Source organism: Labedaea rhizosphaerae (genome assembly GCF_004362825.1).
In the GTDB taxonomy this organism is placed as follows: Bacteria; Actinomycetota; Actinomycetes; order Mycobacteriales; family Pseudonocardiaceae; genus Labedaea; species Labedaea rhizosphaerae.
The window spans coordinates 90,767-117,533 of record NZ_SNXZ01000004.1 but is presented as its reverse complement, the minus strand read 5'-3'; the positions used below and the strand labels follow the sequence as shown (position 1 = coordinate 117,533).

Below are 26,767 nucleotides of genomic sequence, written 5' to 3'. Positions count from 1 at the left end.
CAGCCAATCTACGCCCTCGTGATCGAGCGCCACCCGAAGCGCGAGCTCAGCGCGGATCGGGTGTGACGCCCGTCATCTCCGCGGTGATCCGCCACAGTTCGGCGGCCGCGGCGTCGTCGCGGGCAAGGCCGCGTTGCTTGGCCGGTGCCGGTGCGCCCCACAGCTCGCCGGGGCCGCTCGGGCCGTAGTACGTCCCGCTCCGCACCTCGGGCGCCGTGGCCGCGTACAGCTGCGGCAACGCGCCCTTGGCGGTCGACTGGTTGAACAGCCGGTAGCCGTGGCCGGCGACGGTGGTGAGCACCTTGCCGACCCGGCTGGGGCCGACGAACGACCGCACGGTGTTCGCGACCAGGTCGGAGTCGGTGAACCCGGGGTGCGCGGCCACGCTGGTCAGCCCGGTGCCCGCGGCCCGCCGGTGCAGCTCGACGGCGAACAGCAGGTTCGCCAGCTTGGACTGGTTGTACGCCGAGGTCGGGTTGTAGCGCCGCTTCTCGAAGTTCAGGTCGGTCAGGTCGAAGCCCGGCAAGCGGTGCGCGAGGCTGGACAGCGTCACCACCCGCGGGTTGTCCCCGCCCCGCAGGGCGGGCATGAGCAGCCAGGTCAGCGCGGCGTGGCCGAGGTGGTTCGTGCCGAGCTGCAACTCGAAGCCGTCCGCGGTCCGCCGGTGCGGGGTGGCCATCACGCCCGCGTTGTTCACCAGGACGTCGAGCTTGTCGCCGGTCAGCTCACGCACCCGCCGCGCCGCCTCGCGGACCGACGCCAGGTCGGCCAGGTCGAGCTGGACCAGCTCGGCGTCGCCGGGCACCGCGTCAAGGGCGAGCTTGCCGCGTTCGGGCGACCGGCATGCCATCAGGACTCTCGCACCCTTGGCCGCGAGCACCTGGGCACTGCGCAGCCCGAGGCCCGAGTTGGCGCCGGTGATCAACACCGTGCGCCCGGTCTGGTCCGGGATGTCACGCTCGGTCCAGGTCATGGCCGAACCCTACTGGCGAGTCGGTTTACTCGGGTTCCCAGCCCGTTAGCCGCTAGTCCGCCATCGGGACTCGCTGTCGTGACAGCGGATTTCAGACGCTGGCGACCAGCTTGCGCAGGAACTGCTCGATCGGGTTGCGGCGCCGTTCCGGCTCGGGTGCGGGCTCGTGGTCGGGCGTCGTGCGGATCAGGGCCAGCAGCGCCTGCCCGATGCGGGTGATCTCCTCCGGGTCCTCGCCGTGCTCGGCCAGACCCGAGGCCAGCGCCAGCATCCGGTGCTCGCCCGCCAGCGCGGGGCGCAGCGCGCCGTCGAAGTCGTCGGCGTGCGCGTCGAGCAGCCGGCGCAGCACCGGGAACTCCCGCGCGGTTGCCAGCCACGCCGTCCGCACGGCGTCGACGCGGTCGATCGACGGGTCGCTCTCGGCGTCGGCGACGGCCATCCCGAGCCGCCCGGTGAGCTTCATGGTCCAGCGGTAGTGCAGGGCGAGCAGCAGCTCGGCCGGCCCGGTGAACACCTCGGTGGCGTGCGGGACCTGCGCGAAGGGCAGCGGGCCCTCGGGGTCGCGGCTCGCCAGGCGCTCGGCGGCGTCCAGGGCGTCTCGGCGGCGGTAGAAGTCTTCCCAGCTCATGGTCGTGTCCCCATTCCCCATGTGACCTCGGCAATACCGTGGGTTTGCGGCATACCGGCGGTATGGGTTCAACCTACCACGGGTACGTACCGTCGGTATGTCCTAAGGTTGTGAAGGTGGTGACAGTGCGGTCGCGACGAGCCGACTATTCGGAATCCACCCGGCAGGCGCTGGTGGACTCCGCCGTCGAGCTGTTCACCAAACGCGGCTATTCGGCCACTTCGCTGGACACCATCGCCAAGCGCGCACGGGTCACCAAAGGCGCGCTCTACCACCATTTCTCCGGCAAGCAGGCATTGTTCGAGGCGGCCTTCGACGCGGTCGAGCGCATGATCATCGCCCGGCTCGCCGAGGCCGTGGCCGAGCCGCCGGGCGCGCCGTGGAACCAGGCGCTCAACGGCCTGCGCGCCTACGTCGACGTGTGCCTGGACCCGTCGTACCAGCGGATCGCGATCCACGAGGCGCCGGTGGTGATGGGCTGGGAGCGCTGGCGCGAGAGCGAGGAGCACTTCAGCTTCGGGCTGATCCGGGCCGTGGTCGAGTCGCTGGTGGAGGCGGGCGAGATCGACGACGTGCCGGTCGAGGTGACCGCGCGGATCCTGTTCGGGGCGTTGTCCAGTGGCGCGTCGATCATCGCGAGCGCCGAGGACCCGAAGAAGGCGAGCACCGAGGTCTACAGCACGGTCGTGCGGGTCTTGGAAGGCCTGCGCATGGTGCACGCCAGCCGGGTCGCCGCCCAGGCCGACAACGCGGACGAACCCGGCGCCGGGGTCGATCTGGGCAAGCTGTTGCGCCGCGTCACGGGTGGCTGAGCTGGGTCTAGGTTGACCCCCGTGGACTTGCGAATCTTCACCGAACCCCAGCAGGGTGCGCACTACGACGACTTGCTCCGGGTCGCGCGGTGCGCCGAGGACGCCGGCTACGACGCGTTCTTCCGGTCCGACCACTACCTGTCCATGGGCGCAGGCGACGGCATGCCCGGGCCCACCGACGCGTGGACGACGCTGGCCGGGCTCGCGCGGGAGACCTCGCGCATCCGGCTCGGCACGTTGATGTCGAGCGCGACCTTCCGGCTGCCCGGGCCGCTCGCGATCACGGTCGCGCAGGTCGACCAGATGTCCGGTGGCCGGGTCGAACTCGGCATCGGCACCGGCTGGTACGCCGCCGAGCACTCGGCCTACGGCATCCCGTTCCCCAGCCTCAAGGAACGCTTCGACCGGTTCGCCGAACAGCTGGCGATCATCACCGGGTTGTGGGGAACGCCGGAGGGGCAACGGTTCTCCTTCGACGGCGAGTACTACCAGGTGGCCGACTCGCCCGCGTTGCCCAAACCCGTGCAGGACGGCGGACCGCCGGTGATCCTCGGCGGCGCCGGTGCCACCCGCACCCCCGCGCTGGCCGCGCGGTACGCGGCGGAGATGAACACCCCGTTCCTGGGCATGGAGGCCGCGGCCCGGCAGTTCGAGCGGGCCGACGCCGAGCGGGCCGCCGACCGGCCGCCCTTGCGCCGCTCGGCCGCGCTGGTCGTGTGCGTCGGCAAGGACGAGAAGTCGTTGCGCCGCCGGGCCGAGTTCCTCGGCCGCGGCCTGGACGACTTGCGCACCAACGGGCTCGCGGGCACGCCGGCCGAGGTCGTCGACACCATCGGCCGGTGGCGGGAACGGACCGGGATCTCGCGGCTGTACCTGCAGTTGCTCGATCTGTCCGATGTGGACCAGGTGGAGCTGATCGCCGCCGACGTCCGACCCCAGCTGTGACGACGCAGGCGCCCGGCGCCGCGTTGACCGACCCCGGCACCGCGACCCTGTTCGGGATCTACCGGCGCCGGGTGCGCTCGGCGCGCAAGGGCTTGTGGCTGTGGCCGCTGATCTTCGCGGTGTGGCTGGTGTTGTTCGTGGTGGGGACGTCGATGCACGACACGACCGACGTGGCGCTTGCCGTCGCGTTCGTGGCGATGGCCGCGGCCATGACCACCGCGTCGGCCTTCGTGCTCGTCCGGGTGGGCCGCTGGCTCACCGAGATGGAGGTCGTCCTGGCCAACGAGCCGTGGCGCCCGGTACCCGCACAGGTGCTGACCTGGGACCGGCGGGCGGTGCTCGAGCTCGCCGGCCTCGGTCGCGTCCAGTTCGTGCGCGTGACGACGTCCCTGCTGCGGACGATCGAGCTGACCGGGGGCGTGGACGTCGCCGGCCCGGGGCCGTCGGGCTGGCTCGCCCTGCGCGTTGCGGGCTCGTGCTGGCCGGTGCCGGCCCGCACGGTGGCGCAAATGCCTGCGGCAGCGGCGAAACCACCGCCCGACGACGGGACCGCCGAGGCGGCCGACCCGGTCACGGCGAGCGTCGCGGCCACCGCGCGCCGCCGGATCGCCATGGTGCTCATCGGGCCTGCGCTGGTCACCGCGATCGGGATCGGGCTCATCGCCGCGGGGCTCGTCACGGGCGAGCCGGAGGTCCTGGTGCCCGTCGGGGTGTGCCTGGTGGCGCTCGGCGTGGTCAGCGTGGCGAAGACCATGCCGACCGCGCGCGCGATCATGCGCCTGCCGGCCCAGCTCGCGGCGGCGCCGTGGACGGCATACCCGGCGCAGCTGGACCCCTGGCAGGCGCCGCGTGGATACGTCACCGCGACCGGCCGCCTGCACACCCCGTTCGGTGACGTCCTGGCGTTCGAGCTGCCGCGGGCCAACTACGACCTGCTGGTCGCGATCAGCATGACGGGGACCGTGCACGTCGCGGGGACGCCGAAGCCCGGGCTCACGTTGCCGGTCGGGGTCCCGCAGCGGCCGGTGCTGGGCTACGTCCGGTTCAGGGCTGCTGGAGGGCGAAGGTGACACCGGCGGCGCTGGGCTGAACGCGCTCGATGTCCCGGTCGGTCACCGGGAGCGTGCCCTCGAGCGCGGCCAGCACCGCTTCCTGGACCAGGGGGCGGACTTCGTCGACGGTGACGTCGCGGCCCAGTTCCGCGGAGAGCGACGTCACGCCGGCGTCCCGGATGCCACACGGGATGATCCGCTCGAACGCGGCCAGGTCGGCGTTGCAGTTGATCTCGAGGCCGTGCATCGTCACGCCGCGCTGGACGCGGATGCCGATGGCGGCGATCTTGCGTTCGATCCGCTGCTCGTCGGCGGCGAGCCACACGCCGCTGCGGCCCTCGACCCGGCCGGTGGCCACGCCGAGCTGGTCGCACACGTGGATCAGGGCCTGCTCGATGCGCCGGACGTACTGCACGACGTCGATCGGGTCGTCGAGCTTGACGATGGGGTAGCCGACCAGCTGGCCGGGACCGTGCCAGGTGATCTTGCCGCCGCGGTCCACGTCGATGACCGGGGTGCCGTCCTGCGGGCGGTCCTCGGGCTCGGTGCGCTTGCCCGCGGTGTAGACCGACGGGTGCTGCAGCAGCAGCAACGTGTCCGGGCCTTGCTCGTCGGCGCGCCGGTTCACCAGTTCGCGTTGCAGGTCCCACGCGGCCAGGTAGTCGATGGTGCCGAGGTCACGCACGTCCACGGGCTCGGTGGTGGCACGGCAGGAGCGGTCAGCTGCGGTCACGAGATCGAGGCTACGCCAGCGCCCTTGCGCACCGGCAGCACCCGCAACCCCACCCCGCCGAGCAACCCCACCCCGACCACGCCGATCGCCGCGCCGAGCACGTCGGTGCACCAGTGCACGTCGAGCACCACGCGACTGACCATCGTCACCAGCACGAGGACGGCCGACACCGCGACGACCCAGCGCACGAGTTTCGGCAGCAGCCACGACGACAGCACGACCGCGGTGACGGCCACGCACGTCACGGAGACCACGTGCCCGCTCGGGTACGCGTAGTCGGGGTAGGGCCGCGGCCGCTCTCGGCGGTAGACGAACTTGAACCCGGAAAGCGTGCGGCACAACCACATCAGCGCGAAGCAGCGGGTGAGCAGCCACACGGTCGCGAGCCGCCGGCGCCGCCAGTTGATCACCATCAGGCCGATCAGCAGCGCGGAGAACGCGAACGGCAGCGCGGGACCGAGAACCAGGTCGATGCCGTACGCCACCCGGCCCGGCGTGCCGTCCCAGCCGCCGCCGAGCGCGTGCGCGACCGAGGTGTCGAGCCAATCGGGCGGGCCGGACACGAGCGCACCCAGCAGCAGGAACGCGGCGACCAGGACGGCGCCGATGCCCAGCAGCCAGGCCGCCTGCTTCACCTTCCGGTCGCCGCGGCCAGTGCGGTGTCGAGCTTGTCGAAGCGGAACGTGAAGCCCGCCCGGGTCAGTGCCGCCGGGATCGCGCGCTGGCCGCCCAGCAGCGCCTCCTCGGCCAGGTCGCCGAGCACGAACTTCAGCGCGAACGCGGGCGCGACCCACGGCGCGGGCCGGCCGAGCACCCGGCTCAGCTCGGCGGTGAACTCCGCGTTGGTGACCGGCTTCGGCGCAGTCAGGTTCACCGGGCCGGTGACGTCCTGGTGCTCCACGAGGTGCGTGACGGCCGCGACGTGGTCGTCCAGGTGGATCCACGGCATGTACTGGGTGCCCTTGCCGAGCCGCCCGCCCAGCATCAGCGAGAACAGCGGCTTGAGCTTGCCGAGCAGGCCGCCGTGCGGGGACAGGACCAGACCCGTGCGCAGCAGGACCACGCGGGCGTCCGCGGCCGCCTGCGTCGCGCCTTCCCAGCGCTGGCACAGCTCCGCGAGGAAGCCAGTGCCCGGCCCGTGGCTCTCGTAGACGGGCTCGTCGCCGGCGTCGCCGTAGTAACCGACGGCCGAGCCGTTCACCAACGTCGGCACGCCGTGCTTGGCCACGGCCGCCGCGAGCACCTCGGTGGGCTCGGTGCGGCTGTCCAGCAGCACCTGCTTGCGCGCGTGGCTCCAGCGGCGGTCGCCGAGCCCGGCGCCGCACAGGTTCACCACCGCGTCCACACCGTCGAGCGCGTCGTCGTCGATGCGGCCCGCGGGCGGGTCCCAGGAGTGCTCGTCGGGGGCGTGGGCGGCGCGGCGGACAAGGCGGCGCACCTCGTGCCCGGACGCGCGCAACCGCGGCACCAGCGCGCTGCCGATCAGGCCGGACGACCCGGCGACGAGGACTCGCATGGTTTTGATCGTCTCCGACATCGGTTCGGGCTGCACGCTCGGGTGAGCAGAACGACACCGGGGGCACCCACGCGGCGCGTGGGTGCCCCCGGTGACGAGCGGGTTTGCCTACAGGCCGAGATCGGCCTCGAAGTTGCCTTCCTGCAGGCGGTTCTTGACCGCGGTGAGGAAGCGGCCGGCGTCGGCGCCATCCACGAGGCGGTGGTCGTAGGTCAGCGCGAGGTAGACCATCGACCGGATGGCGATCGTGTCGTCGCCGTCCTCGTTGGTGACGACGACCGGGCGCTTCACGACCAGGCCCACACCCAGGATGCCGACCTGCGGCAGCTGCAGGATCGGCGTGTCGAACAACGCGCCCTGGCTGCCGAGGTTGGTCAGGTTGAACGTGGCACCGAACAGCTCGTCCGGGGTGACCTTGTTCGCCCGCGTCCGCTCGGCCAGGTCGTTGATCTTGTGCGCCAGGCCGGTGATGGACAGGTCACCCGCGTCGTGGATGGCCGGGGTGAGCAGGCCGCGGTCGGTGTCCACCGCGATGCCGAGGTGCTCGGAACCGTGGTAGGTCACCTCCTTGCCGTCCTCGCTGATCGAGGCGTTCAGCTTCGGGTGCTGCTTGAGCGCCTCGACCGTCGCCTTGGCGAAGAACGGCAGGAACGTGAGCTTCACGCCCTCGGTCTGCTCGAAGCTGCGCTTCACCTTGTTGCGCAGCTTGGCGATCTTGGTCACGTCGACCTCGACCACCTGGGTCAGCTGCGCCGCGGTCTGCAGCGACTCGACCATGCGCTTGGACACGGTCTGGCGCAGCCGGGTCATCTTCTGCGTGGTGCCACGCAGCTTGGCCGCGTCGGCCGAAGGCTGCACCGGCGCGGACTGCGACTGGCGGGCCGCCGGGGCCTGCGCCGCGGCCGGCGCCTGCTGCTGCGGGGCCGGGGCTTTCTTGGCCTCGGCGGCGGCGAGCACGTCCTGCTTGCGGATGCGGCCGCCGACGCCGGTGCCCTTGACCGAGGCCAGGTCGATGTCGTTCTCCGCGGCCAGCTTGCGCACCAGCGGGGTCACGTACGGGGCGTTGCCGTCGCCGCTGCCGTTGTTGGACGGCTCGGGCTCGGCGTGCTTCGGGGCCGCGTCCTGGCGCTGCTGGTCCTGCTGCGCGGGCGGTTGCGGCTGCTTGGGCGCTTCCTGCTTGGGAGCCTCCTGCTTCGGGGCCTCCTGATTGGACTCTGCCTGCTTGGGCGCTTCTTGCTGGGGTTCGGGCTGCTTGGGCGCCTGCTGGGCCGCACTGGCCGAGTCACCGATCACGCCGAGCTGGCCGCCGACCTCGACGGTCGAGTCCTCGCCCGCGGTGATCTCCAGCAGCGTGCCCGCCACCGGCGACGGGATCTCGGTGTCGACCTTGTCCGTGGAGACCTCGAGCAGCGGCTCGTCCACCTCGACGGTGTCGCCGACCTGCTTGAGCCAGCGGGTGACGGTGCCTTCGGTGACGCTCTCGCCCAGCGCGGGCATCGGCACCGGGGTGCCCTTGCCGTTGCCGCCGGACGGCGCGTCCTGCGACGGCGCGGGGGCCGGCTGCTCGGGCTCTTCCTCCTGCGCCTGAGGCTGCTCCTGCTGGGGCTCCTCCTGCTGCTGGGGCTGCTGCTCCTGCTGCCCGGAGTCACCGGAGTCGCCACCGGACTCGGCGCTGTCACCGATCACCGCGAGCTCGCCACCGACCTCGACGGTGTCGTCCTCGTTGGCGGTGATCTTCTGCAGCACGCCCGCCGCGGGCGACGGGATCTCGGTGTCCACCTTGTCGGTGGAGACCTCCAGCAAGGGCTCGTCCACCTCGACGGTGTCGCCGACCTGCTTGAGCCACCGGGTGACGGTGCCCTCGGTGACGCTCTCGCCAAGCGCGGGCATCTGGACGGAGAAGGCCATGGGTTCGCTGACTCCTCGAGTGGTGCGTGGCTGACGGGTTGGGCGAGGTGATGCGGTCAGCCGTGCACGTGCAGTGGCTTGCCGGCCAGGGCGAGGAACGCCTCGCCGATCGCCTCGGTCTGAGTGGGGTGGGCGTGCACCAGCGGTGCGACGTCCTCGGGAAACGCCTCCCAGTTGTAGATCAATTGCGCCTCGCCGATGAGCTCCCCGACCCGCTCGCCCACCATGGTGATGCCGACGACGGGACCGGCCTCACCCTTGCCGCCGGCCTTGATCACCTTCACGCCGCCGGCCGTCTTCAGGATCTTGCTCTTGCCGTTGCCGGCGAGGTCGTAGACCAGCGTCTCCACGTCGCCGTGGCGTTCCTTGGCCTGCGCCTCGGTGAGGCCGACCGAGGCGACCTCGGGCTTGCAGTAGGTGACACGGGGGATGCCCGCCTCGTCGATCACCCGCGGGTCGAGCCCGGCGATCTCCTCGGCGACGAAGATGCCCTGCTGGAAGCCGCGGTGGGCCAGCTGCAGCCCGGGCACGATGTCGCCGACGGCGTAGACGTTCGGCAGGTTGGTGCGCAGCCGCTCGTCGGTGAGGACGAAGCCGCGGTCCATCGTGACGCCCGCTTCCTCGTAGCCCATGCCCGCGGTGTTCGGGCCGCGGCCGACGGCGACGAGCAGCAGGTCGGCCTCGAGGGTCTCGCCGGACTCCAGCGTGACCGACACCGAGGAGTCGTCCTGGGTGGCCCCGGTGAACCTCACCCCGGTCTTGAACGCGATGCCACGCTTGCGGAACGCGCGCTCGAGCTGCTTGGAGGCGTACTCGTCCTCGGCGGGGACCAGCCGGGGCAGCGCCTCGACCACGGTCACCTCGGCGCCGAAGGAACGCCACACGCTCGCGAACTCGACGCCGATCACGCCGCCGCCGAGCACGACGACCTTCTCGGGCACGTAGTCGAGGTTCAGCGCCTGGTCGCTGGTGATGATCCGGCCGCCGATCTCCAGCCCGGGCAGCGATCGGGCGTAGGACCCGGACGCGAGGACCACGTTGCGGCCGGTGTAGCGGGTTCCGTCCACTTCGACCGCGTTGGGCCCGACGAAGGTGCCGGTGCCCTCCACGACGTTGATCTTGTTGGCCTTGGCCAGGCCCTGCAGTCCCTTGTAGAGGCCGGACACGATCGTGTCCTTGTAGGAGTTCACCCCGCCCATGTCGATGCCCTCGAAGGAGGACTTCACCCCGAACTGGTCACCCTCGCGGGCGGCGTCGGCGATCTCGGCGGCGTGCAGCAGGGCCTTGGTCGGGATGCAGCCGCGGTGCAGGCACGTACCGCCGAACTTGCCCTTCTCCACCAGGGTCACGGACAGGCCCAGTTCGGCTGCCCGGAACGCGCAGGCGTAGCCACCCGACCCGCCACCCAGGATCACAAGGTCAGCGGAAGTGTCAGTCACGGGTTCTCCTCGTAAGGACATCGTCTTGGCTCACATCATCTTGTCACTACCTCGGGCAGGCTTGCGAGCAGGTCTGTCCTGCCGACAGCCGCGTCCCGGCACCTCGCCGGGACGGTTGCGGCATCATCGGAGCAGACCGCTCGGAGGTGGAGGACGTGGGCATATTCGACGCGCTGCGGCGCAGGAACCGGCCGGGGCAGCTGCGTGGGGCCAGCAAGCAGGACACCGCGCACCTGCTGGAGTGGGCCGGGCAGCGCCGGGGCGTTGAAGCGTTCCTCGAGCCGAGGACCACCGTGACTCAAACCACCGTGGTCTTGATCGCCCACGACGGCGAGTGGACCCGCCGCCGGGTCGCCGACGAGGACGCGGCCTACGACTTCGGCCGCAAGAACGGCATCCCGGTGTACGAGGTGACCAAGGTCGGCTATCCGCAGCGGATGCGCGACTACACGGCGCGCCAGAAACGCGGCGAGGTCTGAGGTTCCTGTGGCCCGCAAGCCCTGAATGGCCCATTCGGGGCGTTGAGCGTCAGGGATGGGCCATTCAGGGCGTGTCGCGGGTGAAGCCGTACTGGCGCTCCACTTTGGCCACCCGCAACCGGAACGCGTCGTACCACTGGCCACGGCCGCGCGCCCGGGCCTGGGCGTGCTCCAGGTCCGCGCGCCAGTTCTTGATGGACTCCTCGTCCTGGAAGTAGGCGACGGTGATGCCCACCCGGTCCTCGCCCCGTGCGTAGTCCGCGCCCAGGAAGCCGGGCTGTTCGCGGACCAGGTCGTCCATCCGCTGCGCGGTCTCGTGGTAGCCCTCGTCGTCGGGACCGAGCCGGGAGCTGAAGATCACCGCGTAGTACGGCGGTTCCGGGGTGCCCGCCAGGCCGGGGCCCGGCGGGAGCGCCTCGGACGCCACGTCAGCCCGCTTCGGCGATGTCGGCCAGCACGGCGGCGATGGTGCGCACCGGCACCCCTGTGCCGCCCTTGCTGGTGTAGCCCCACGGCGAACCGCCGTTGAAGGCCGGGCCGGCCACGTCGATGTGCGCCCAGTCGAGGCCGTCCGGCACGAACTCCTTCAGGAAGTGGCCCGCGACCAGCATGCCGCCCCAGCGGTGGCCGGTGACGTTGGCCAGGTCGGCCAGGCGGGAGTCCAGGTCGCCGCGCAGTTCCTCCGGCAGCGGCATGGCCCAGCCGCCCTCACCGGCGGCGCGGGCGAGCTCGGCCACACGGTCGCGGAAGTCGTCGGAGCCCATGACACCGGCCGTGCGGCTGCCCAGCGCCACCACCTGGGCGCCGGTCAGCGTCGAGGTCTCGATCAGGTAGTCGGGCTCGTCCTCGCTCGCGCGCACGATGGCGTCGGCCAGGATCAGCCGGCCCTCGGCGTCGGTGTTGAGGACCTCGACGGTCTTGCCGCCGTACATGCTCAGGACGTCACCAGGTCGGTATGCGCCGCCACCGGGCATGTTCTCGGCCATCGGCACGGTCGCGGTGACCTCGAGCGGGTACTTCAGCTTCGCGGCGAGCACGACGGAGGCGACGACCGCGGCCGCGCCGGACATGTCCGAGGTCATCTCGTCCATCTTGGCCGCGGGCTTGATCGAGATGCCGCCGGTGTCGAACGTGATGCCCTTGCCGACCAGCGCGACCTTCGCGCGGGCCTTGGGACCGCGGTAGGACAGGCGCACCAGGCGCGGCGGGCGGGCCGAACCGCCGCCGACGCCCAGGATGCCGCCGAAGCCGGCCTTCTTCAGGGCCTTCTCGTCGAGCACCTCGACGTCCAGGCCCGCGGCCCGGCCCAGCGCGGCCGCGCGGTCGGCGAACGAGGCGGGGTAGAGGTCGTTGGGCGGGGTGTTGATGAAGTCGCGGGCGGTGGCGACCGCCTCGGCGATCAGCGTCGCGGCCTTGAGCGTGGCGCGGTGGTCCTTGGCGGCGCCGTCGGCGGGGGAGAGCACGTCGACCCGGCCGAGCGGGGCGTCGCCCTTGTCGGACTTGTAGTCGGTGAACACGTACGCGCCCAGCGCGCTGCCTTCCGCGGCGGCCTGCAGGTCGATCGCACCCAGCGTGTTCAGCGCGCGCTTGGTGCCCGACAACGTGCGGGTCGCGGCGCCGCTGGAGCGGCGCACCTGCTCGGGCGTGACGGCGTCGGCGTCACCGAGGCCCACGGCGACGATGACCTTCGCCGCGAGGCCCTTGGGTGCGGGGAGCTTGACGACCTCTTCGGCCTTGCCGCTCGCGCCGACCGCGTCCAGGGCGGCGAGCAGGTCGCCGTCGTAGGCGGCCGCGACATCCTGGGCACCTTCGGCGAGCGCGATCCCGTCACCCTGTCGAGTGAATCCAATGATCACCGCGTCGGCCGTCGCGGTGGCGGAATCGGTCAGGGCCATTTTGGGCAACGTCACTGAACGCTCCTCGTAGGGGACGGTACGACCGGCAGATGGTGACGCATGCTAACGACCTCCACCAGGAGTGACGACACTGCATCGACGAGTTGGCGGGATGTAATCGATCTGTCACCGTACTGGGGTGGCGCGGTCCTCGACCGGTGAAAGATCCGGCGTGCTCGATGCTCTGCGTACCGGTCTCGGTGGCGCGGTGGGGGCTGGGCTGCTGTTCGGCATCGGACCAGGCGCGGCCGCCGCGGGCTGGTGGTTGCTCGCCGGCGCCGTGATCGCGATGCTCGCCGCGTTGTGCACGGCCGCGTCGGCCGCGGAACTCGGCGCCCGCAACCACGGCAGCAACGGGCTCGGCGTCTTGCGCATCCAGCTCGGCGTGCTGCCGGCCCGGATCGCCGCCGTGTCGATGACCGGCGGCCGGGTGCTCGCCGCCGCGGTGGTCGCCATCGTGGCCGGCCGGTACCTGACCCCCACGGCGCCGCTGGCCGGTGCGCTGGTCGTGCTGGTGGTCGGCGCGGTCACGGCGCTGCTCGGGCGCCGCCTTCCGCAGCGGACCCTGGTCGCGGTCGCCGGACCGGTCGTGCTGCTCGTCCTCGCGATCGTCGCGATTGCCTGCTTCGCGATCGCGCCGGTCGGCACCGCGACGCCGGCCGGGGTGGCCGGCGCGGACGACTGGACCGGCATCCTCGACGCGGCCGGGTTCGCGGTGTTCGCGTTCCTCGGCGCCGAGCGTGCGGCGTCCGTGCGGCGCGGACCCGCCGTGCCCCTGGTCGCCGTGCCGCTGCTGATGGTCCTGCTGCTCGGGATCTACCTGGCCGTCGCGGGCGGAGCGCTGCACCAGCTCGGCGGCGCCCGGCTCGCGCTCTCCGGCGCACCGCTGCGCGACGCGCTCGTCGCGGCCGACGGCGCCGGGATCGGTCAGCTGCTCGCGGTCGGCGCCGCGATCGCGGCCGTCGTCGTGCTCAACGGCCTGTTCCGTGAGCTCAACGCCATGGTCGAGGAGCTGGTGGTGGGTCAGGAGCTGCCGGATCGGCTGCGCACCGCGGCCGGCCCGGTCGGGCTCACCGTCCTCGGCGCGGTCGTCGTGCTGACCGCCGTGCTGGTCCGGTGGCCGGGCTGGCTCGCGCCGTCGATGGCGGTCGCGGGCAGCCTCTGCGTGCTCGGCTGGGCGTTCACCAACAGCGCGGCCCGCCTCGTGCCCGACGCCCGCCGGTTCTGGCCCAAGCGGGCGCCGTGCTTCGGGCTCGGCTTCTCCGTGCTGGTGTCCGTGGTGACCGCGCTGGACCACCCGATCCCGGTGGTCGCCGTGCTTGTGTTCGGCACGGCGCTGCTCACCGGGTCGGCCGGTCTCACAGCGTGGCGAGGGCGAATATCAGCAGCGCCACGGTGATGACGATCGTGATCGCGTAAGGCCCGCCTGCCACATCACGCGGGAAGAACTTGTCGTCGTTGCGCTTGTACCACCACACCGCCCACCAGATGCCGCCGCCGATGCCCAGCAGCACGCCGAAGACGTCCAGCCACGCCCAGCCGAGCAGGATCGCGACACCCATGATGAACGGGGTCATGGCGGCGACCGACGCCACCTTGAGATCCGAGCCGATGCCGGCCGATACGGAGTTCTCTGCCTCAGTCACAGTTGCGCATCGTAGGGCGTCCGGTGGGCGACATGTCGATTTCGGACCGAGTCGTTGCGAGATACCGTGCTGGGTATGACCGCACCCATGCCGTTCACCAGAATCCCCAACCCAGCGCCGGCGACCCCGGAGCGGGTCGCGGAGGTAGTGGCACGGCCCGGCTTCGGCCAGTACTTCACCGATCACATGGTGACAGTGCGCTGGAGCAAGGCCCAGGGCTGGCACGACCCGAAGGTCGAGCCCTACCACGACATCCCGCTCGATCCGGCCGCCATGGTCCTGCACTACGGGCAGGCCATCTTCGAAGGGCTCAAGGCCTACCGCCACCCCGACGGTTCGATCCAGTCGTTCCGGCCCGAGGCCAACGCCGAGCGGATGCGTGCGTCCTCGCGGCGCATGGCGATGCCCGAGCTGCCGGACGAGCTGTTCCTCGGTTCGCTGCGCGAGCTGATCGCCGTCGACGGCCGGTGGGTGCCCGAAGAGGACGAGGAGTCGCTCTACTTCCGGCCCTTCATGTTCGCCACCGAGGTCGGCCTCGGCGTGCGGCCGTCGAGCGAGTACCTGTACGTGCTGATCGCGTCGCCGGCTGGCTCGTACTTCCCGGGCGGGATCAAGCCGGTGAGCGTGTGGCTCTCCACCGAGTACGTGCGCGCGGCCCCCGGCGGCACCGGCGCGGCGAAGTTCGCGGGCAACTACGCGGCGTCGCTGGTGGCGCAGGCGCAGGCCGCCGAAAAGGGCTGTGACCAGGTGGTTTGGCTCGACGCCGTGGAGCGCCGCTGGGTGGAGGAGATGGGCGGCATGAACCTCGCGTTCGTGTTCGGCTCCGGTGCCGACGCCCGTGTCGTGACCCCCGAGCTGTCCGGTTCGCTGCTGCCCGGCATCACGCGTGACTCGCTGCTGACCCTGGCCCGTGACCTCGGGTACCAGGTCGAGGAGCGCCGCATCTCCACCGACGAGTGGGAGAAGAAGGCGGCCAGCGGCGAGCTGACCGAGGTCTTCGCCTGCGGCACCGCCGCGGTGATCACGCCGGTCGGCCACGTGAAGCACGCCGACGGCGAGTTCTCCATCAGCGGCGGCGAGACCGGCGAGGTCACGATGAAGCTGCGCGACACGCTGACCAGCCTGCAGCGCGGCCTGACCCCCGACACCCGCGGCTGGATGACCCGCCTCGGCTGATCTTGGTCTTTTGGCTGGATGGCTTTCGGCGGCACCTTCTGGTTGCCTCTGCGGGCTGGTTGCCCCCGCGGGTCATCGCTCGCGGGGGCCCAGCCAGTCCTCGGTGTGCCGGTGACGGCCCAGGTGCAGCTCGTCGAACAGGTCCTCACCCGGGCGCGGGTCCAGGCCGAGCATCGTGAGCGCCTGGTTGATCGGCCATTCCCCGGGTGGTCCGGTCAGTTCGAGCACGTCGGCCTCGTACACCACGATGCCGTCGCGGTAGATGCGCGCGGCCTGCCCGCCGTCGCCGCCGAAGAACCCGGCCTCGACGTGGGCGACCGGGGCGACCATCGAGCAGCCGGCCAGGAGCTTGCGCACCCCCGGCGCCGGGCGGCGGAAGGTGTGCGGGCCCTCGGCGACCTTGGCCAGCCAGTCCCCGGTGACAGGAAGCAGCGCAAGGTCGTGCGGCAGCGCCACCCACTCGCCGGCCCGCGCGAGCACGTGCGGTTCACCGATGACGGCTTCCAGCTCGTACACGCCGGTCAGGGTAAGCCCGTTCGGGCCAGCGGTCAGGTCGGGAATGAGGCCCGCTGGCCACGGGTGGCCCTTCTATTAGGAGCGGCTGCCGCGGGTGTTTGCCGCCGGGTGGTTGGGTTGGTCTCGGGGTGGGGCGGCGAACACCCTTGCCAACGGGGCGGTGGTTTGCGTTGCTTGGGTGGCTGGGTTGAATGGTTTCGTTGCGCCGTTCCCTGCGGTTTGTCGGGTGGTCCCGACGGTGGCCGGGCTGCGTGAGAAACCGGAATATTCCACCATTCTCAACTAGGCCGTTTGGCCGATTGTTGTGGTATGATGGGGGTATGGAGCTGGGGGAGCTTAACTCGACTGTCGCGCAGATGCGGCGGCTGGAGTTGAAGCTGCTCGACGACATTTCCCACCTCGAGTGGAAAGAGTCCGGGTACCCGCAGTTGTGGCGGTTCCTGCAGGACGTCCTGCACGTCACCGCCCTCGAAGCGAAACGCCTCGAACACCACGTTGAGCTGCTGTGCCCAAAGATCGGGATCACCGGACAACCGATCCCGCCGCGGCTGCCTGCCGCGCGGGCGGCGATGGCGGCCGGGGAGATCTCCGGTGCGCATGTCGACAAGATCGCCACCACGGTCCAGCTTGTTCCCGTCGAACACGCCGAACAGGTCGAAGCGGACATGACCGACCTGGCGCGGAGGTTCAACCCGACCCAGCTCATCCGCCTGGGCGAGCGCATCGTCGACGCTCTGAACCCCGACGGTGCCAAGCCGATCGAACGAACGGTGGTCGACGCGCAGAACACGCTGGACCTCTACGAACACCGCGATGGGTCGCTGTCAGGCCAGTTCCGCTTCGGCGGCGAAGACGCCAGCGTGCTGCGCGCGCTGCTCTCCCCACTGGCCAAGCCGCAGCCTCAGGATGACCGGACGCTGAGCGAGCGGCAGGGTGACGCCCTGGCGGAGATCATCGGCTTCGCTGCCGACTCCGGCCAGGCTCCTGCTGAGGGTGGCGAGCGCCCGCACATCGCGGTCACGGTCTCCTTGGAGACCCTGCAAACCAGGATCGGTCGGGCCATCCTCGACGATGCCCGCGCGCTGACCCCGGAGCAGGCCCGCCGCGTGGCCTGCGAGGCGAAACTCATCCCCATCGTGCTGAACAGCAAATCTCAGCCGCTGGATATCGGCGAAACTCGCCGCCTGGCCGATAAACGATTGCGCAGAGCCCTCGCCATCCGCGACGGGGGCTGCGCTGCACCGGGCTGCGCACGAACACCACACCAATGTCACGCCCACCACATTCAGCATTGGGCCGACGGCGGATCAACAACATTGGATAACCTGGTACTGGTGTGCCCTTATCACCATCGGTTGATCCATCACACCGAATGGACGGTGCATATGGATAACGGGCTGCCGGTATTCACCCCACCCCCCTGGCTGCAACGCGCCGGATAAAAGACGCCGCGTAAATTCCTGTAACTCAGCCACCGCCGGGACCACCCTGCTCGCGGCAGGCTGCCCTCGCAACGCAACCCCTCAACCGGGCCACCCACGCCACGCAACCACCGGCCACCGGTGGCAAGGGTGTTCGCCGCCCCCGGCCCTGAGGCCAAACCAGCCACCGGCGGCGAACACCCGCGGCAGCCCCACCCACATGAGACCAACCGGGAACGACCATTTCAACCCGGGTCAGCCACCCAGTCCCAGGCACCACCCCACGGCAGCCACCTTCAGTCGGGGCCATCCCAGTGCCAGGGCATCACCACTACGGCAGCCACCCTCACGCCGAGGACAACCATTTCGGCCCCACCCCACGGCCCCCACCCCTGGCCGAGGCCACCCGGAACACTCAACCTCGTGCGAGCCAGCCAACCCCACATCGAGCGCAGCCGCCCCACCGACAGCGGTCCGGAGTGGACAGGAACTACCGTTGACCAGCTAGAACAGCGTGCAGCCGCACAGCACGATCGTCGTCGCGGCTTCGGCGCAGGCGCCCAGCACGTCCCCGGTGATCCCGCCGAACCGCCGCCGCGTGTGCCGCACGATCACCACGACCACCGCAGCGGCCACGGCCACGGCGACCGGCCCGACCCACGGCTTGTCCGGCACCGCGAACCCCGCGCCGATGGCCACCGTCAGCCACCACAGCACGGCCACCACCGGGTGTTGCGTCCCCGCCACCAGTGCTCCGAGCCCGTCCGGGCGCGCCGCCGGCACGCCGTGCGCGCAGCACACCGCGAACGCGGCCCGCCCGGCCACCAATCCACACAGGACCGACGGCCACCGGTCCGGCACCAGCGCGCCGAACGCCGCCGCCTGCGCGCCGAGCACCACGATCAACGTCACCATGGCGAACGGTCCGGCGCCGCCGTCCTTCATCACGGCCAGCGCCCGCTCGGGCGGCCCGTAGCAGCCGAGGCCGTCGGCCGTGTCGGCCAGGCCGTCCAGGTGCATGCCGCGGGTGGCCAGGGCCAGCACCCCGACCGTCACGAAACCGGCGATCAGGCCCGGCGCGCCCAATGCGGACAGTCCGAAGAGGACACCGACCGCCACACCGCCGAGCAGCAGACCCACGACCGGCGCCAGGGCGATCGCTCGCCCCGCCATCGCCCGGTCCACCGCCGCGGGCCCGCGCACCGGGAGGATGGTCAGCCACGACAGAGCCAGCCGCATCCCACTCACATCATCACGGCGCCGGGAGCGGCACGTCGGGCCCCGGGACGCCGGCATTGTCGAATGTCGCCAACGCGGCTGGCACCCGCAGCGCCATCGACAGCGGCGGGATTGCCGGTGCCCTCGTCCATCAGGGCGCCGGCAGGGGCACGTCGGGTCCGGACACCCCGGCATCGTCGAAGGTCGCCATCTCGGCCAACACGCGCACTGCCATCGACAGCAGGGGGATCGCGGCCGTCGCCCCGGTGCCCTCGCCCAGGCGCATGTCCAGCTCCAGCAACGGCGTCAGGTCCAGCTGGTCGAGCACCAGCGTGTGCGCGGGTTCCACCGACCGGTGCCCGGCGACCCACCACGCCTTCGCGCCCGGCGCCAGCTCCTCCGCGACCAATGCCGCCGCGCCGGACACGAGGCCGTCCAGTACGACCGGCGTGCGGCGTACCGCGGCCCGCGCCAGGAACGCGGCCATGGCGGCGATGTCGGCGCCGCCGGCTGTGCGCAGCAAGGCGACCGGGTCGGCGGCGACGGCCCGCGCGCGACGCAGGCCGTCGCGGATGGCGGTGGCCTTGCGCATCCAGCCTTCGTCGTCGATGCCGGTGCCCCGGCCGACCACCGCGACCGGTTCGGCGCCGGTGAGCGCGGCGATCAGCACGGCCGCCGGGGTGGTGTTGCCGATGCCCATGTCGCCCGCGACCAGCAGGTCGGCACCGCTGTCGATCTCCTCGTCGGCGATGGCCCGGCCGGCGGCGATCGCGGCGGTCACCTCGTCCTCGGTGAGCGCGTCCTCACGGTCGATGGACCCCGACGAGCGGCGGACCTTGTGCTGGGCAACGGGTTCCGGCGTGTCGGCGGCGACCGACAGGTCGGCCACCCGCACGGTCGCGCCCGCGACCTGGGCGAGCACGTTGATCGCGGCGCCGCCGGTGAGGAAGTTGGTGACCATCTGCGCGGTCACCTCGGGCGGGTAGGCCGAGACGCCGTGCTGCGCGATCCCGTGGTCGCCCGCGAACACCACGATCCGCGGCCGCGCGAACGGCTTGGGCGGGCACTGGCCCTGGCACGCGGCGAGCCAGATGCCCAGCTCCTCGAGCCGGCCGAGCGCGCCGCCGGGTTTGGTCAGCTGCGCCTGCCGCGCGACCGCCGCGCGCCGCACCTGCTCGTCCGGCGGGACAACCGCGTACTCGTTCGGCTCGCTCACCCGATCACCCCTTCAGTCGCACCGGCAGCCCGGCCACGAGCAACAGGACCTCGTCGCACGCCTGCGCCACGGCGGCGTTCAACGCGCCCAGCTCGTCGCGGAAAAGCCTGCCAGAGCGGGTTTGCGGCACCACGCCCAGGCCGACCTCGGCCGAGACGAGCACCAGCCGGGCTCGGCATCCGCCCACTGCCTCGACCAACTCGGCGACCCGCGCGCGGACCGGCTCGACCGGCCCGTCCCACGCCCGCGCGTCGTCGAGTTCGCCGGTCAGCCAGGTGGCGAGGTCGTCGACGAGGATCGGCGGGTCGCCCGGCGCGGCGTCCCGCACGAGCTCGGCGACCTCGGTGGTTTCCACGGTGTGCCAGCCTGGCGGCCGCTGAGCGACGTGCTTGGCGATCCGCGTGTCCCACTCGGCGTCGCCCGGGATCCGGCGCGCGGTGGCGACGTAGGTGGCGAGGTCGTCGGTCAGCAGACCTTCGGCGTGCGCGGACTTGCCCGATCTCGCTCCACCGAGGACCAACGTGCGCACGCGGGGCACGCTACCGTCGAGCGATGGCATACCGGTGGGTGTACGCGGGTGGCGAGTCCGACGCGTTCGACGACCAGCAGGAAGCCGAGGAGTGGCTCTCGGCCGAGTTCCAGGGCCTGCTCGACAAGGGCGTGGACGACGTGACGCTCATGACCGATGACGAGGTCGTCTACGGCCCGATGAGCCTGCACCCGCCGGAGTGAGTGCTAGGGGCGAATTCGCGGCTTGAGGTGCGGGCGCAGCACCATCCCGTTCACGCGCTGGAAGCCGAACCGCTCGTAGAACGGCACCACGTCGTCGTCGCAGCAGATGTCGACGCCATACAACGAGCCCAGGTCGTCGAGGACGCGGTTCACCAGCTCGGTCCCGACGCCGGTGTGCTGGTACTCCGGCAGCACCTCCAGCAGCGGCAGGTACGCCATCAGCACACCGTCGGTCAGCGCGTTCACGAAGCCGACGACCCGGTCGTCGTCCCAGGCGATGACCACCCGGGACGAGCCGCGCAGCAGGTCGAGCCGGCGTGTGGGCGGCGACGGCCAGCCCACGAAGAAGCCGGAAAGATCCTCTTCGGTCACGCCGTCCACATCAGACCGGTACTTGATCATGTAGCGCAGCCTACGCGCCCGGGGAACACTGCGACCCATGGCGGAACTGGCTGATCAAGCGCCCCTGGAAGTCGGCAAGGGACGGGCCAACGCGACCTTCGTCGCCGTGCTCCTCGGGATGCTGCTCGCCGCGCTGGACCAGACGATCGTGTCGACGGCGTTGCCGACCATCGTCGGCGACCTGGGCGGGGCCGGGCACCTGTCCTGGGTGGTCACCGCCTACCTGCTCGCGCAGACGATCATGACCGCGCTGGTCGGCAAGTTCGGCGACCTGTTCGGGCGCAAGCAGATGTTCCTCGTCAGCGTGCTCGTGTTCCTCGCCGGCTCGTTCTTCTGCGGGTTCGCCGGGTCGATGACGTGGCTGATCGTCTGGCGCGCCATCCAGGGCCTCGGCGGCGGTGGGCTGATGGTCACCGCGAGCGCGCTGATCGCCGACGTGATCCCGCTGCGCGACCGCGGCCGCTACCAGGGCGTGCTCGGCTCGGTCTTCGGCCTGGTCACGGTGATCGGGCCGCTGCTGGGCGGGCTGTTCGTCGACCACCTGTCGTGGCGGTGGGCGTTCTACGTGAACATCCCGGTCGGCGTCGTGGTCATCGCCGTGGCGCTGACCGCGATCCCGTCGGTGCCGCGCCCGGTCAAGCCGAAGATCGACTACCTGGGCATCACGCTGATCGCGCTGGCCGCGAGCGGACTGACCCTCGTGACCAGCTGGGGCGGCACCACCTACCCGTGGCTGTCCACGACGATCATCGTGATGGCCGTGGCCTCCGTCGTGGCCTTGGTGCTGTTCGTCCTGGTCGAGTTGCGTGCGCCCGAGCCGATGCTGCCGATGCGCCTGTTCCGCAACCCGGTCTTCGCGGTGTGCGGGCCGTTGAGCTTCATCATCGGCTTCGCGATGCTCGGCGGGATGACGTTCCTGCCGACGTACATGCAGTTCGTTCAGGGTGTCTCGGCGACGGCGTCGGGGTTGCGGCTGCTGCCGATGGTGGTGGGGCTGCTGTTCACGTCGATCCTGAGCGGCAACATCGTCAGCCGCACCGGCCGGTACAAGGTCTTCCCGGTGCTCGGCTCGGCCGCCATCGCGGTCGGGCTGTTCCTGTTGTCCTTGTTGGACGAGAACACCGGGTTTTGGCTCTCTGCCGTGTACATGTTCGTGCTCGGCCTCGGTGTCGGGCTCGCCATGCAGGTGCCGGTGATCGCCGTGCAGAACACCGCCGAGTACCACGACCTCGGCGTGGCCACGTCCGGCGTGACATTCTTCCGCACCATGGGCAGCTCGTTCGGTGTCGCGATCTTCGGCACCGTCTACGCGAGCCAACTGGGTGACCACCTGGGTTCGGCGCTGCGGACGGCGCCGCTGCCGCCGGGGGTATCGCCGGCCGTGGTGCAAAGCCCGCAGGGCGTGCACGCGTTGCCGCCGCCGACGGGGCCCGCGGTCGTGCACGCCTACGCCGAGGCGTTGCAGGTGGTGTTCCTCGCGGCGGTCCCGGTCGGGGTGGTGGCGTTGGTCCTTGCCTTGCTGCTCAAGGAAGTTCCGCTGCGCGACACCGCGCGGGCCTCGGCCACCGAGCTCGGCGAGGGCTTCGCGGTGCCCGCCATCGCCGACCCGGACTTCGAGCTGCGCCGCGCCGTGGCGACGTTGTGGCGCCGGCACCGCGACACCGCGTTGCCCGCGATCCAGCGGCGCGCCGACCTGTCGGTCACCGAGGCGGAGGGTTGGATGTTGCTCATGGTGCGCAAACACCAGGTGGACGGGCACACGTCGTTGCGCGACATCGCGCTGGACACCATGGTGCCCAGCGGCATCTTCGAACCGACCGCCCGCGAACTGCAGGGGGACGGCTACCTCACCGAGAACGGCGACGGCACCTACGAGTTCACCCAGCGCGGCGCGGACGCGATCGAGCGGCTCGCCGTCGCCTGGCGGGAATGGCTCACCGACAAGCTCGCCGATTGGCACCCGGACGACGACCCGGGGCTGCGTGGCGCGGTCGACCGGCTCGCCGACCGGCTGCGCGACGAGAACCTCCACCTCACGGCAGGACGTACCTGATGCCCAGTCGCGCCGAGCGCTACCTCAACCACCTGGACGGCCTCGCCGACGACGTCGAGCCGGACTTCTACCGGCTGGATTCCACAAAGGACGGTCTGGCCGACATCACCGCGATCGTCTACCACGACCTGCCCGAGCCCGGTCACCTCATCGGGGTGACCTACGGCCTGTCCCTGTCCGAGCACCCGGACTGGCGGCACGGCAAGCCGGAGCTGTCCATCTGCGTGCAGTCGCAGGATGTGGCGTGGGCGCTGGCGATCGCCCACCTCGCCGAGTCTCTGCGCGGGGACTGCCCGTTCGACTACGGCGCCACGATCGACCTCGGTGAGCCGGTCAGCGACGAGTCGGCGATGACCGGCTTCGTGGTCTTCGCGCCGGTGGTGCTCGACCGCGAGGACTACGAGCACATCCCCGTCGGCAACGACCCGGAGGACGTCGTGACCATCGTGGGTTGCTACCCGGTCCACGACACCGAGCGGCGGTTCGTGCAGGAGCACGGCCTGGAAGCGTTCTGGGGACTGGACTGGGACCCCTACGACGTCACTCGGCCGCCTGCGGTCTGACCGCGAGCACCACCACCGCGTCGCTGTTGGCCCGGCGCTTGCGGCTGTTCAGTTGCCGGATCTCGAAGCCGGCGGACTCGATCGACCGGGCCAGCTCCACGAACGACTGGCGCAGCACGTGGCGGTGCGCGGCGATCACCAGCCGCCCACCTGGTTTGAGCACGCGGTGCAGTTCGGCCAGCCCGGCGGGCAGGTCCCACAACATCACGTTGTTCACCGACACCACGGCGTCCACTTCGGACTGCGCGCAGCCGGTGTGCTCGGCGGTGCCCGCACGGACCTCGGCGGCCGGGCAGTGGCGAGCCGCCATCTCGCGCATGGTCGCCGACGGGTCCACGCCGATCACGCGACCGCGTGGGCCGGCCAGCCGTGCGGCTTCGGCCAGCCCGACGCCGGGGCCGGACCCGACCACCAGCACGGTGTCCGCGGGCCGCACGGCCGCCAAGGCGACCGCGCGGTGTTCCTGTTCGGCGTTGCCGCGGCTCATGATCCACCCGCCGAGCCGGCCGAGCAGGCCTCGTGGGTGTCCGAACGCGGCGTCAAGGAGATCGGCCATGTCTCCAGGTCACCACCGGGCGGGTGGCCCGGCATCGGGGTTCACCCGGAAACCGGCCCCGATGCGAGCGGGGGATGCCCCGCAGGCCGTGGCGGCAGCCTGCGGGGCAAGTCTGGGTCAGGCCGTCCCGGTGAGGGCGCCAGGATCAGGCGTCTGGGTCAGGGCGTCTGGGTCAGGGTCGGGTCGGTCTGCACGACCCCGGCCAGCGCCGCGTCGATCTTGGCCATGACCTCGGCGTCGAGCTTCACGCCCGCGGCCTTGACGTTCTCGCCGACCTGCTCCGGGCGGCTGGCGCCGATGATCGCCGACGCCACGTTGTCGTTCTGCAGCACCCACGCGATGGCGAGCTGTGCCATCGACAGGCCCACCTCGTCGGCGATCGGCTGCAGGCCCTGCACCGCGGTCAGCACGTCGTCGTCCATGAACCGGCTGATCATGCGCTGCCCGGCCGGGTCGGTGGCACGCGAGCCCTCGGGTGCCTGCCGGCCCGGCTTGTACTTGCCGGTGAGCACGCCCTGCGCGATCGGCGACCAGACGATCTGGCTGAGGCCTTCACGCTTCGAGGCCGGGATGACCTGGTCCTCGATCACGCGCCAGAGCGCCGAGTACTGCGGCTGGTTGGAGACGAACGGCACGTTGAGCTCGCGGGCGAGCGCGGCGCCGCGGGTGATCTGCTCGGCGTTCCACTCCGAGACGCCGATGTAGAGCACCTTGCCCTGGCGGACGAGGTCGGAGAAGGCGAGGAAGGTCTCCTCCAGCGGCGTGTTCCGGTCGAACCGGTGCGCCTGGTAGAGATCCACGTAGTCGGTCTGCAGCCGCGTCAGCGAGGCGTTGCAGGACTCGATGATGTGCTTGCGGCTCAGGCCGCGGTCGTTCGGGCCGCCGGGGCCGGTCGGCCAGAACACCTTGGTGAAGATCTCCAGGCTCTCGCGCCGCTGCCCGTGCAGGGCGCGGCCGAGCACGGTCTCGGCCTTGGTGTTGGCGTAGACGTCGGCGGTGTCAAAGGTGGTGATCCCGGCGTCGAGTGCGGCGTTGACGCAGGCCTTGGCCTGGTCTTCCTCGATCTGGGACCCGTGGGTCAGCCAGTTGCCGTACGAGATCTCACTGACCGAGAGGCCGCTTCGGCCCAATCGACGAAACTCCATGCCGTCAATCTAGTTCGCGTTGCTAAGGAATGCGCGCCAGGTGTGGGTGAACTCTCGCGACTTTGTGACAGTGCTAATATAACAGCCCTGTTCTATCGAGGAGGCCGGCGTGAGCGACGCCCTGTACCCGCCGATCGAGCCGCACGAGCACGGCATGCTCGACGTCGCCGACGGCAACCACGTCTACTGGGAGGTCTGCGGCAACCCCGACGGCAAGCCCGCGCTCTTCGTCCACGGCGGACCGGGCTGGGGCGCGTCCGAGACCCGGCGCCGCGACCTCGACCCGGCCCGCTACCGGTACGTCCTGTTCGACCAGCGCGGCTGCGGTCGCAGCACCCCGCACGCGTCCGACCCGGCCACCGACATGCGGGTCAACACCACCGAGCACCTGATCGCCGACATGGAACGGCTGCGCGCGCACCTCGGCATCGAGCGGTGGCTGCTCTACGGCGGGTCCTGGGGTTCGACGCTGATCCTCGCCTACGCCGAGCGCTACCCGCACCGGGTCTCGGAGATCGTGATCGTCGCGGTGACCACGACCGCGTGGGACGAGATCGACTGGCTCTACCACGGGTTGCGCCGGTTCCTGCCCGAGCAGTGGGAAGCGTTCGCCGCCGGGCACGACGGCGACCTGCCGACCGCCTACAGCCGGCTGATGGAAGACCCCGATCCCGCGGTGCGCCTGGCCGCCGCGAACGCGTGGGCCGCATGGGAGGACGGCGTGCTCGCAACCGAACCGAACGGCGGCGGCGGGCCGTTCACGAGCCGGACCGAACGCGACCGGATTGCGCTGGTGCGCATCTGCAGCCACTACTTCGCGCACCGCGCCTGGCTCGTCGACGGCGAACTGCTGCACGGGGCGCACCGGCTCAAGGGCATCCCCGGGGTGTTGATCCACGGCAAGCTCGACCTGTCCGGCCCGATGATCACGCCGTGGCTGCTGGCGCGGGCGTGGCCGGACGCCGAGCTGACCGTCGTCGACGACGCCGGGCACACCGGCAGCGACGCGATGGACCGGCTGATCCGCGAGGCGCTCGACGCGTTCGCTAGCTGACCTTCTCGCCCGCCTTGACCCGCGGCTTCGGGATGCGCAGCTTGCGGATCTGCACGGCGCGCGTGGCGACGTACCAGATGGTGCCGCCGGTCTTGATGTACTCCTTGGGGAACTTCTTGCGGGCCATGTCGGCGATCTTGCGGCCGAGGATGACCGACTGGCCGATCATCATGACGAAGATCAGCAGCGAAATGAGCGTCACGTACTGCTGGACCACCGGCGACGGCACGGTGATCGAGATGAAGACCAGGATCGCCAGCGGCATGAACAGCCCGAGCACCGTGCGCTGCGAGTCGACGACGTCGCGGATGTAGGCCTTCACCGGGCCCTTCTCGCGCGGCGGCAGGTACTTGTCGTCGCCGGACATCATCCGTTCGCGCTGCTTGAGGCGCGCCTCGCGACGGCGGGCGGCGAGTTCCTTGCGCTCCTCCTTGCTGCCCCGGTTGCGCTTCATCGCCTCGCGCGACGTGCGCGGCGGCGGCGCGACCGGGCCGCGGCGCTTGGCCTCGGCGTCGCGGCGCTTGGGGGTCGGCCTGCCCTTGGCCGGGGTGTGCGCCTTGCTGGCGACGACCTGCTCATCGTCGACAGAGGTCTCCTCGCCAACGACCTCGGCCGGCTCGGACTCGGAACGGCGCAGGAACTTCACGCCGCCAAGCTTATGACAACGGGTTGGCACCTACGCTGCGGCC

At 71.0% G+C, this 26,767-nt stretch carries 29 protein-coding genes; 11 read left to right on the top strand and 18 right to left on the bottom strand.

Annotated elements, in window-relative coordinates; all coding sequences use genetic code 11:
* Window positions 1-46: 46 nt before the first annotated feature.
* Both EV186_RS23255 and EV186_RS23250 read right to left on the bottom strand, forming a co-directional pair.
* Window positions 47-973, bottom strand: coding sequence for an oxidoreductase (locus EV186_RS23255; protein ID WP_133851527.1), 927 nt, complete (start codon window positions 971-973; stop codon window positions 47-49).
* Window positions 974-1,064: 91 nt separating this feature from the next.
* A complete protein-coding gene (locus tag EV186_RS23250) occupies window positions 1,065-1,601 on the bottom strand; it encodes a hypothetical protein (RefSeq protein ID WP_133851526.1) in 537 nt (178 codons plus the stop codon).
* 125 nt (window positions 1,602-1,726) lie between these two features.
* Here EV186_RS23250 and EV186_RS23245 point away from each other — a divergent pair, with 125 nt between their 5' ends.
* The 3 genes from EV186_RS23245 to EV186_RS23235 are packed head-to-tail and all read left to right on the top strand — an operon-like array spanning window position 1,727 to window position 4,428.
* Window positions 1,727-2,413 carry a TetR/AcrR family transcriptional regulator gene (locus EV186_RS23245; RefSeq protein ID WP_133851525.1) on the top strand — a complete coding sequence of 229 codons (687 nt, stop codon included), beginning with the start codon at window positions 1,727-1,729 and terminating at the stop codon, window positions 2,411-2,413.
* Window positions 2,414-2,434: 21 nt separating this feature from the next.
* Window positions 2,435-3,358 carry an LLM class F420-dependent oxidoreductase gene (locus EV186_RS23240; RefSeq protein WP_133851524.1) on the top strand — a complete coding sequence of 308 codons (924 nt, stop codon included), beginning with the start codon at window positions 2,435-2,437 and terminating at the stop codon, window positions 3,356-3,358.
* Entirely contained in the window at window positions 3,355-4,428 is a 1,074-nt protein-coding gene (locus EV186_RS23235; protein WP_133851523.1) for a hypothetical protein, read from the top strand. The genes EV186_RS23240 and EV186_RS23235 overlap by 4 nt, the downstream gene beginning before the upstream one ends.
* Here the strand turns inward: EV186_RS23235 and lipB are convergent.
* The 5 genes from lipB to lpdA all read right to left on the bottom strand — a co-directional run bounded on the left by lipB (window position 4,403) and on the right by lpdA (window position 10,006).
* Complete coding sequence (gene lipB / locus EV186_RS23230; RefSeq protein WP_133851522.1) at window positions 4,403-5,143, bottom strand: lipoyl(octanoyl) transferase LipB; 741 nt, start codon at window positions 5,141-5,143, stop codon at window positions 4,403-4,405. The two genes, EV186_RS23235 and lipB, sit on opposite strands and share 26 nt — an antisense overlap.
* The gene (locus EV186_RS23225; RefSeq protein ID WP_133851521.1) at window positions 5,140-5,778 is read right to left on the bottom strand and encodes a phosphatase PAP2 family protein; all 639 of its coding nucleotides are present in this window, start codon (window positions 5,776-5,778) and stop codon (window positions 5,140-5,142) included. Before EV186_RS23225 ends, lipB begins: the two co-directional genes overlap by 4 nt.
* The gene (locus tag EV186_RS23220; RefSeq protein WP_133851520.1) at window positions 5,775-6,659 is read right to left on the bottom strand and encodes a TIGR01777 family oxidoreductase; all 885 of its coding nucleotides are present in this window, start codon (window positions 6,657-6,659) and stop codon (window positions 5,775-5,777) included. Before EV186_RS23220 ends, EV186_RS23225 begins: the two co-directional genes overlap by 4 nt.
* A gap of 108 nt (window positions 6,660-6,767) precedes the next feature.
* Window positions 6,768-8,567, bottom strand: coding sequence for a 2-oxoglutarate dehydrogenase, E2 component, dihydrolipoamide succinyltransferase (gene sucB, locus EV186_RS23215; protein WP_133851519.1), 1,800 nt, complete (start codon window positions 8,565-8,567; stop codon window positions 6,768-6,770).
* 56 nt (window positions 8,568-8,623) lie between these two features.
* On the bottom strand, window positions 8,624-10,006 hold the full coding sequence (gene lpdA, locus EV186_RS23210; RefSeq protein ID WP_133851518.1) for a dihydrolipoyl dehydrogenase: 1,383 nt from the start codon (window positions 10,004-10,006) through the stop codon (window positions 8,624-8,626).
* 146 nt (window positions 10,007-10,152) lie between these two features.
* Between lpdA and EV186_RS23205 the strand changes: the two genes are divergently transcribed.
* Window positions 10,153-10,485, top strand: coding sequence for an oxidoreductase (locus EV186_RS23205; protein ID WP_133851517.1), 333 nt, complete (start codon window positions 10,153-10,155; stop codon window positions 10,483-10,485).
* Window positions 10,486-10,549: 64 nt separating this feature from the next.
* Here the strand turns inward: EV186_RS23205 and EV186_RS23200 are convergent, their stop codons facing one another.
* Together EV186_RS23200 and EV186_RS23195 are read right to left on the bottom strand one after the other, a co-directional pair.
* Window positions 10,550-10,912 (bottom strand): antibiotic biosynthesis monooxygenase family protein, encoded by a 363-nt coding sequence (locus EV186_RS23200; protein ID WP_243754222.1) that lies wholly within the window; start codon window positions 10,910-10,912, stop codon window positions 10,550-10,552.
* A gap of 1 nt (window position 10,913) precedes the next feature.
* Complete coding sequence (locus EV186_RS23195) at window positions 10,914-12,395, bottom strand: leucyl aminopeptidase (protein ID WP_133851516.1); 1,482 nt, start codon at window positions 12,393-12,395, stop codon at window positions 10,914-10,916.
* Window positions 12,396-12,552: 157 nt separating this feature from the next.
* Here EV186_RS23195 and EV186_RS23190 point away from each other — a divergent pair, with 157 nt between their 5' ends.
* Entirely contained in the window at window positions 12,553-13,779 is a 1,227-nt protein-coding gene (locus tag EV186_RS23190) for a hypothetical protein (RefSeq protein WP_133851515.1), read from the top strand.
* On the opposite strand, the gene EV186_RS23185 is transcribed toward EV186_RS23190, so the two are convergent.
* On the bottom strand, window positions 13,739-14,026 hold the full coding sequence (locus EV186_RS23185) for a hypothetical protein (protein ID WP_133851514.1): 288 nt from the start codon (window positions 14,024-14,026) through the stop codon (window positions 13,739-13,741). The genes EV186_RS23190 and EV186_RS23185 overlap by 41 nt on opposite strands.
* A 75-nt stretch (window positions 14,027-14,101) precedes the next feature.
* On the opposite strand from EV186_RS23185, the gene EV186_RS23180 reads away from it, so the two are divergent.
* The gene (locus EV186_RS23180) at window positions 14,102-15,202 is read left to right on the top strand and encodes a branched-chain amino acid aminotransferase (protein ID WP_133851513.1); all 1,101 of its coding nucleotides are present in this window, start codon (window positions 14,102-14,104) and stop codon (window positions 15,200-15,202) included.
* Window positions 15,203-15,274: 72 nt separating this feature from the next.
* On the opposite strand, the gene EV186_RS23175 is transcribed toward EV186_RS23180, so the two are convergent.
* Entirely contained in the window at window positions 15,275-15,718 is a 444-nt protein-coding gene (locus EV186_RS23175; RefSeq protein ID WP_133851512.1) for a hypothetical protein, read from the bottom strand.
* A 320-nt stretch (window positions 15,719-16,038) separates the two neighbouring features.
* Between EV186_RS23175 and EV186_RS23170 the strand changes: the two genes are divergently transcribed.
* Window positions 16,039-17,160, top strand: a complete 1,122-nt coding sequence (locus EV186_RS23170; RefSeq protein WP_166659292.1) for an HNH endonuclease signature motif containing protein — start codon at window positions 16,039-16,041, stop codon at window positions 17,158-17,160.
* 483 nt (window positions 17,161-17,643) lie between these two features.
* Here the strand turns inward: EV186_RS23170 and EV186_RS23165 are convergent, their stop codons facing one another.
* The 3 genes from EV186_RS23165 to EV186_RS23155 all read right to left on the bottom strand — a co-directional run bounded on the left by EV186_RS23165 (window position 17,644) and on the right by EV186_RS23155 (window position 20,132).
* Window positions 17,644-18,378, bottom strand: a complete 735-nt coding sequence (locus tag EV186_RS23165; RefSeq protein WP_208115765.1) for an adenosylcobinamide-GDP ribazoletransferase — start codon at window positions 18,376-18,378, stop codon at window positions 17,644-17,646.
* Window positions 18,379-18,508: 130 nt separating this feature from the next.
* Window positions 18,509-19,573, bottom strand: coding sequence for a nicotinate-nucleotide--dimethylbenzimidazole phosphoribosyltransferase (cobT, locus tag EV186_RS23160; protein WP_133851509.1), 1,065 nt, complete (start codon window positions 19,571-19,573; stop codon window positions 18,509-18,511).
* 4 nt (window positions 19,574-19,577) lie between these two features.
* Window positions 19,578-20,132, bottom strand: coding sequence for a bifunctional adenosylcobinamide kinase/adenosylcobinamide-phosphate guanylyltransferase (locus tag EV186_RS23155; RefSeq protein WP_133851508.1), 555 nt, complete (start codon window positions 20,130-20,132; stop codon window positions 19,578-19,580).
* Here EV186_RS23155 and EV186_RS23150 point away from each other — a divergent pair.
* Window positions 20,126-20,305 carry a hypothetical protein gene (locus EV186_RS23150; RefSeq protein WP_133851507.1) on the top strand — a complete coding sequence of 60 codons (180 nt, stop codon included), beginning with the start codon at window positions 20,126-20,128 and terminating at the stop codon, window positions 20,303-20,305. The two genes, EV186_RS23155 and EV186_RS23150, sit on opposite strands and share 7 nt — an antisense overlap.
* Before the next feature lie 3 nt (window positions 20,306-20,308).
* Here the strand turns inward: EV186_RS23150 and EV186_RS23145 are convergent, their stop codons facing one another.
* Window positions 20,309-20,707 (bottom strand): GNAT family N-acetyltransferase, encoded by a 399-nt coding sequence (locus EV186_RS23145; protein WP_208115764.1) that lies wholly within the window; start codon window positions 20,705-20,707, stop codon window positions 20,309-20,311.
* Between the two features lie 37 nt (window positions 20,708-20,744).
* On the opposite strand from EV186_RS23145, the gene EV186_RS23140 reads away from it, so the two are divergent.
* Together EV186_RS23140 and EV186_RS23135 are read left to right on the top strand one after the other, a co-directional pair.
* A complete protein-coding gene (locus EV186_RS23140) occupies window positions 20,745-22,760 on the top strand; it encodes a DHA2 family efflux MFS transporter permease subunit (RefSeq protein WP_133851506.1) in 2,016 nt (671 codons plus the stop codon).
* Window positions 22,760-23,323 (top strand): suppressor of fused domain protein, encoded by a 564-nt coding sequence (locus EV186_RS23135; protein ID WP_133851505.1) that lies wholly within the window; start codon window positions 22,760-22,762, stop codon window positions 23,321-23,323. Before EV186_RS23140 ends, EV186_RS23135 begins: the two co-directional genes overlap by 1 nt.
* Here the strand turns inward: EV186_RS23135 and EV186_RS23130 are convergent.
* Window positions 23,301-23,879: a class I SAM-dependent methyltransferase gene (locus EV186_RS23130; RefSeq protein ID WP_133851504.1), complete on the bottom strand. Its 579-nt coding sequence runs from the start codon at window positions 23,877-23,879 to the stop codon at window positions 23,301-23,303. The genes EV186_RS23135 and EV186_RS23130 overlap by 23 nt on opposite strands.
* A gap of 158 nt (window positions 23,880-24,037) precedes the next feature.
* Window positions 24,038-25,024 (bottom strand): aldo/keto reductase family protein, encoded by a 987-nt coding sequence (locus tag EV186_RS23125; protein WP_133851503.1) that lies wholly within the window; start codon window positions 25,022-25,024, stop codon window positions 24,038-24,040.
* Between the two features lie 109 nt (window positions 25,025-25,133).
* Here EV186_RS23125 and pip point away from each other — a divergent pair, with 109 nt between their 5' ends.
* A complete protein-coding gene (gene pip, locus EV186_RS23120) occupies window positions 25,134-26,078 on the top strand; it encodes a prolyl aminopeptidase (protein WP_133851502.1) in 945 nt (314 codons plus the stop codon).
* Here the strand turns inward: pip and EV186_RS23115 are convergent.
* Window positions 26,071-26,724, bottom strand: coding sequence for a DUF3043 domain-containing protein (locus tag EV186_RS23115; RefSeq protein WP_133851501.1), 654 nt, complete (start codon window positions 26,722-26,724; stop codon window positions 26,071-26,073). The genes pip and EV186_RS23115 overlap by 8 nt on opposite strands.
* Between the last annotated feature and the right edge of the window lie 43 nt (window positions 26,725-26,767).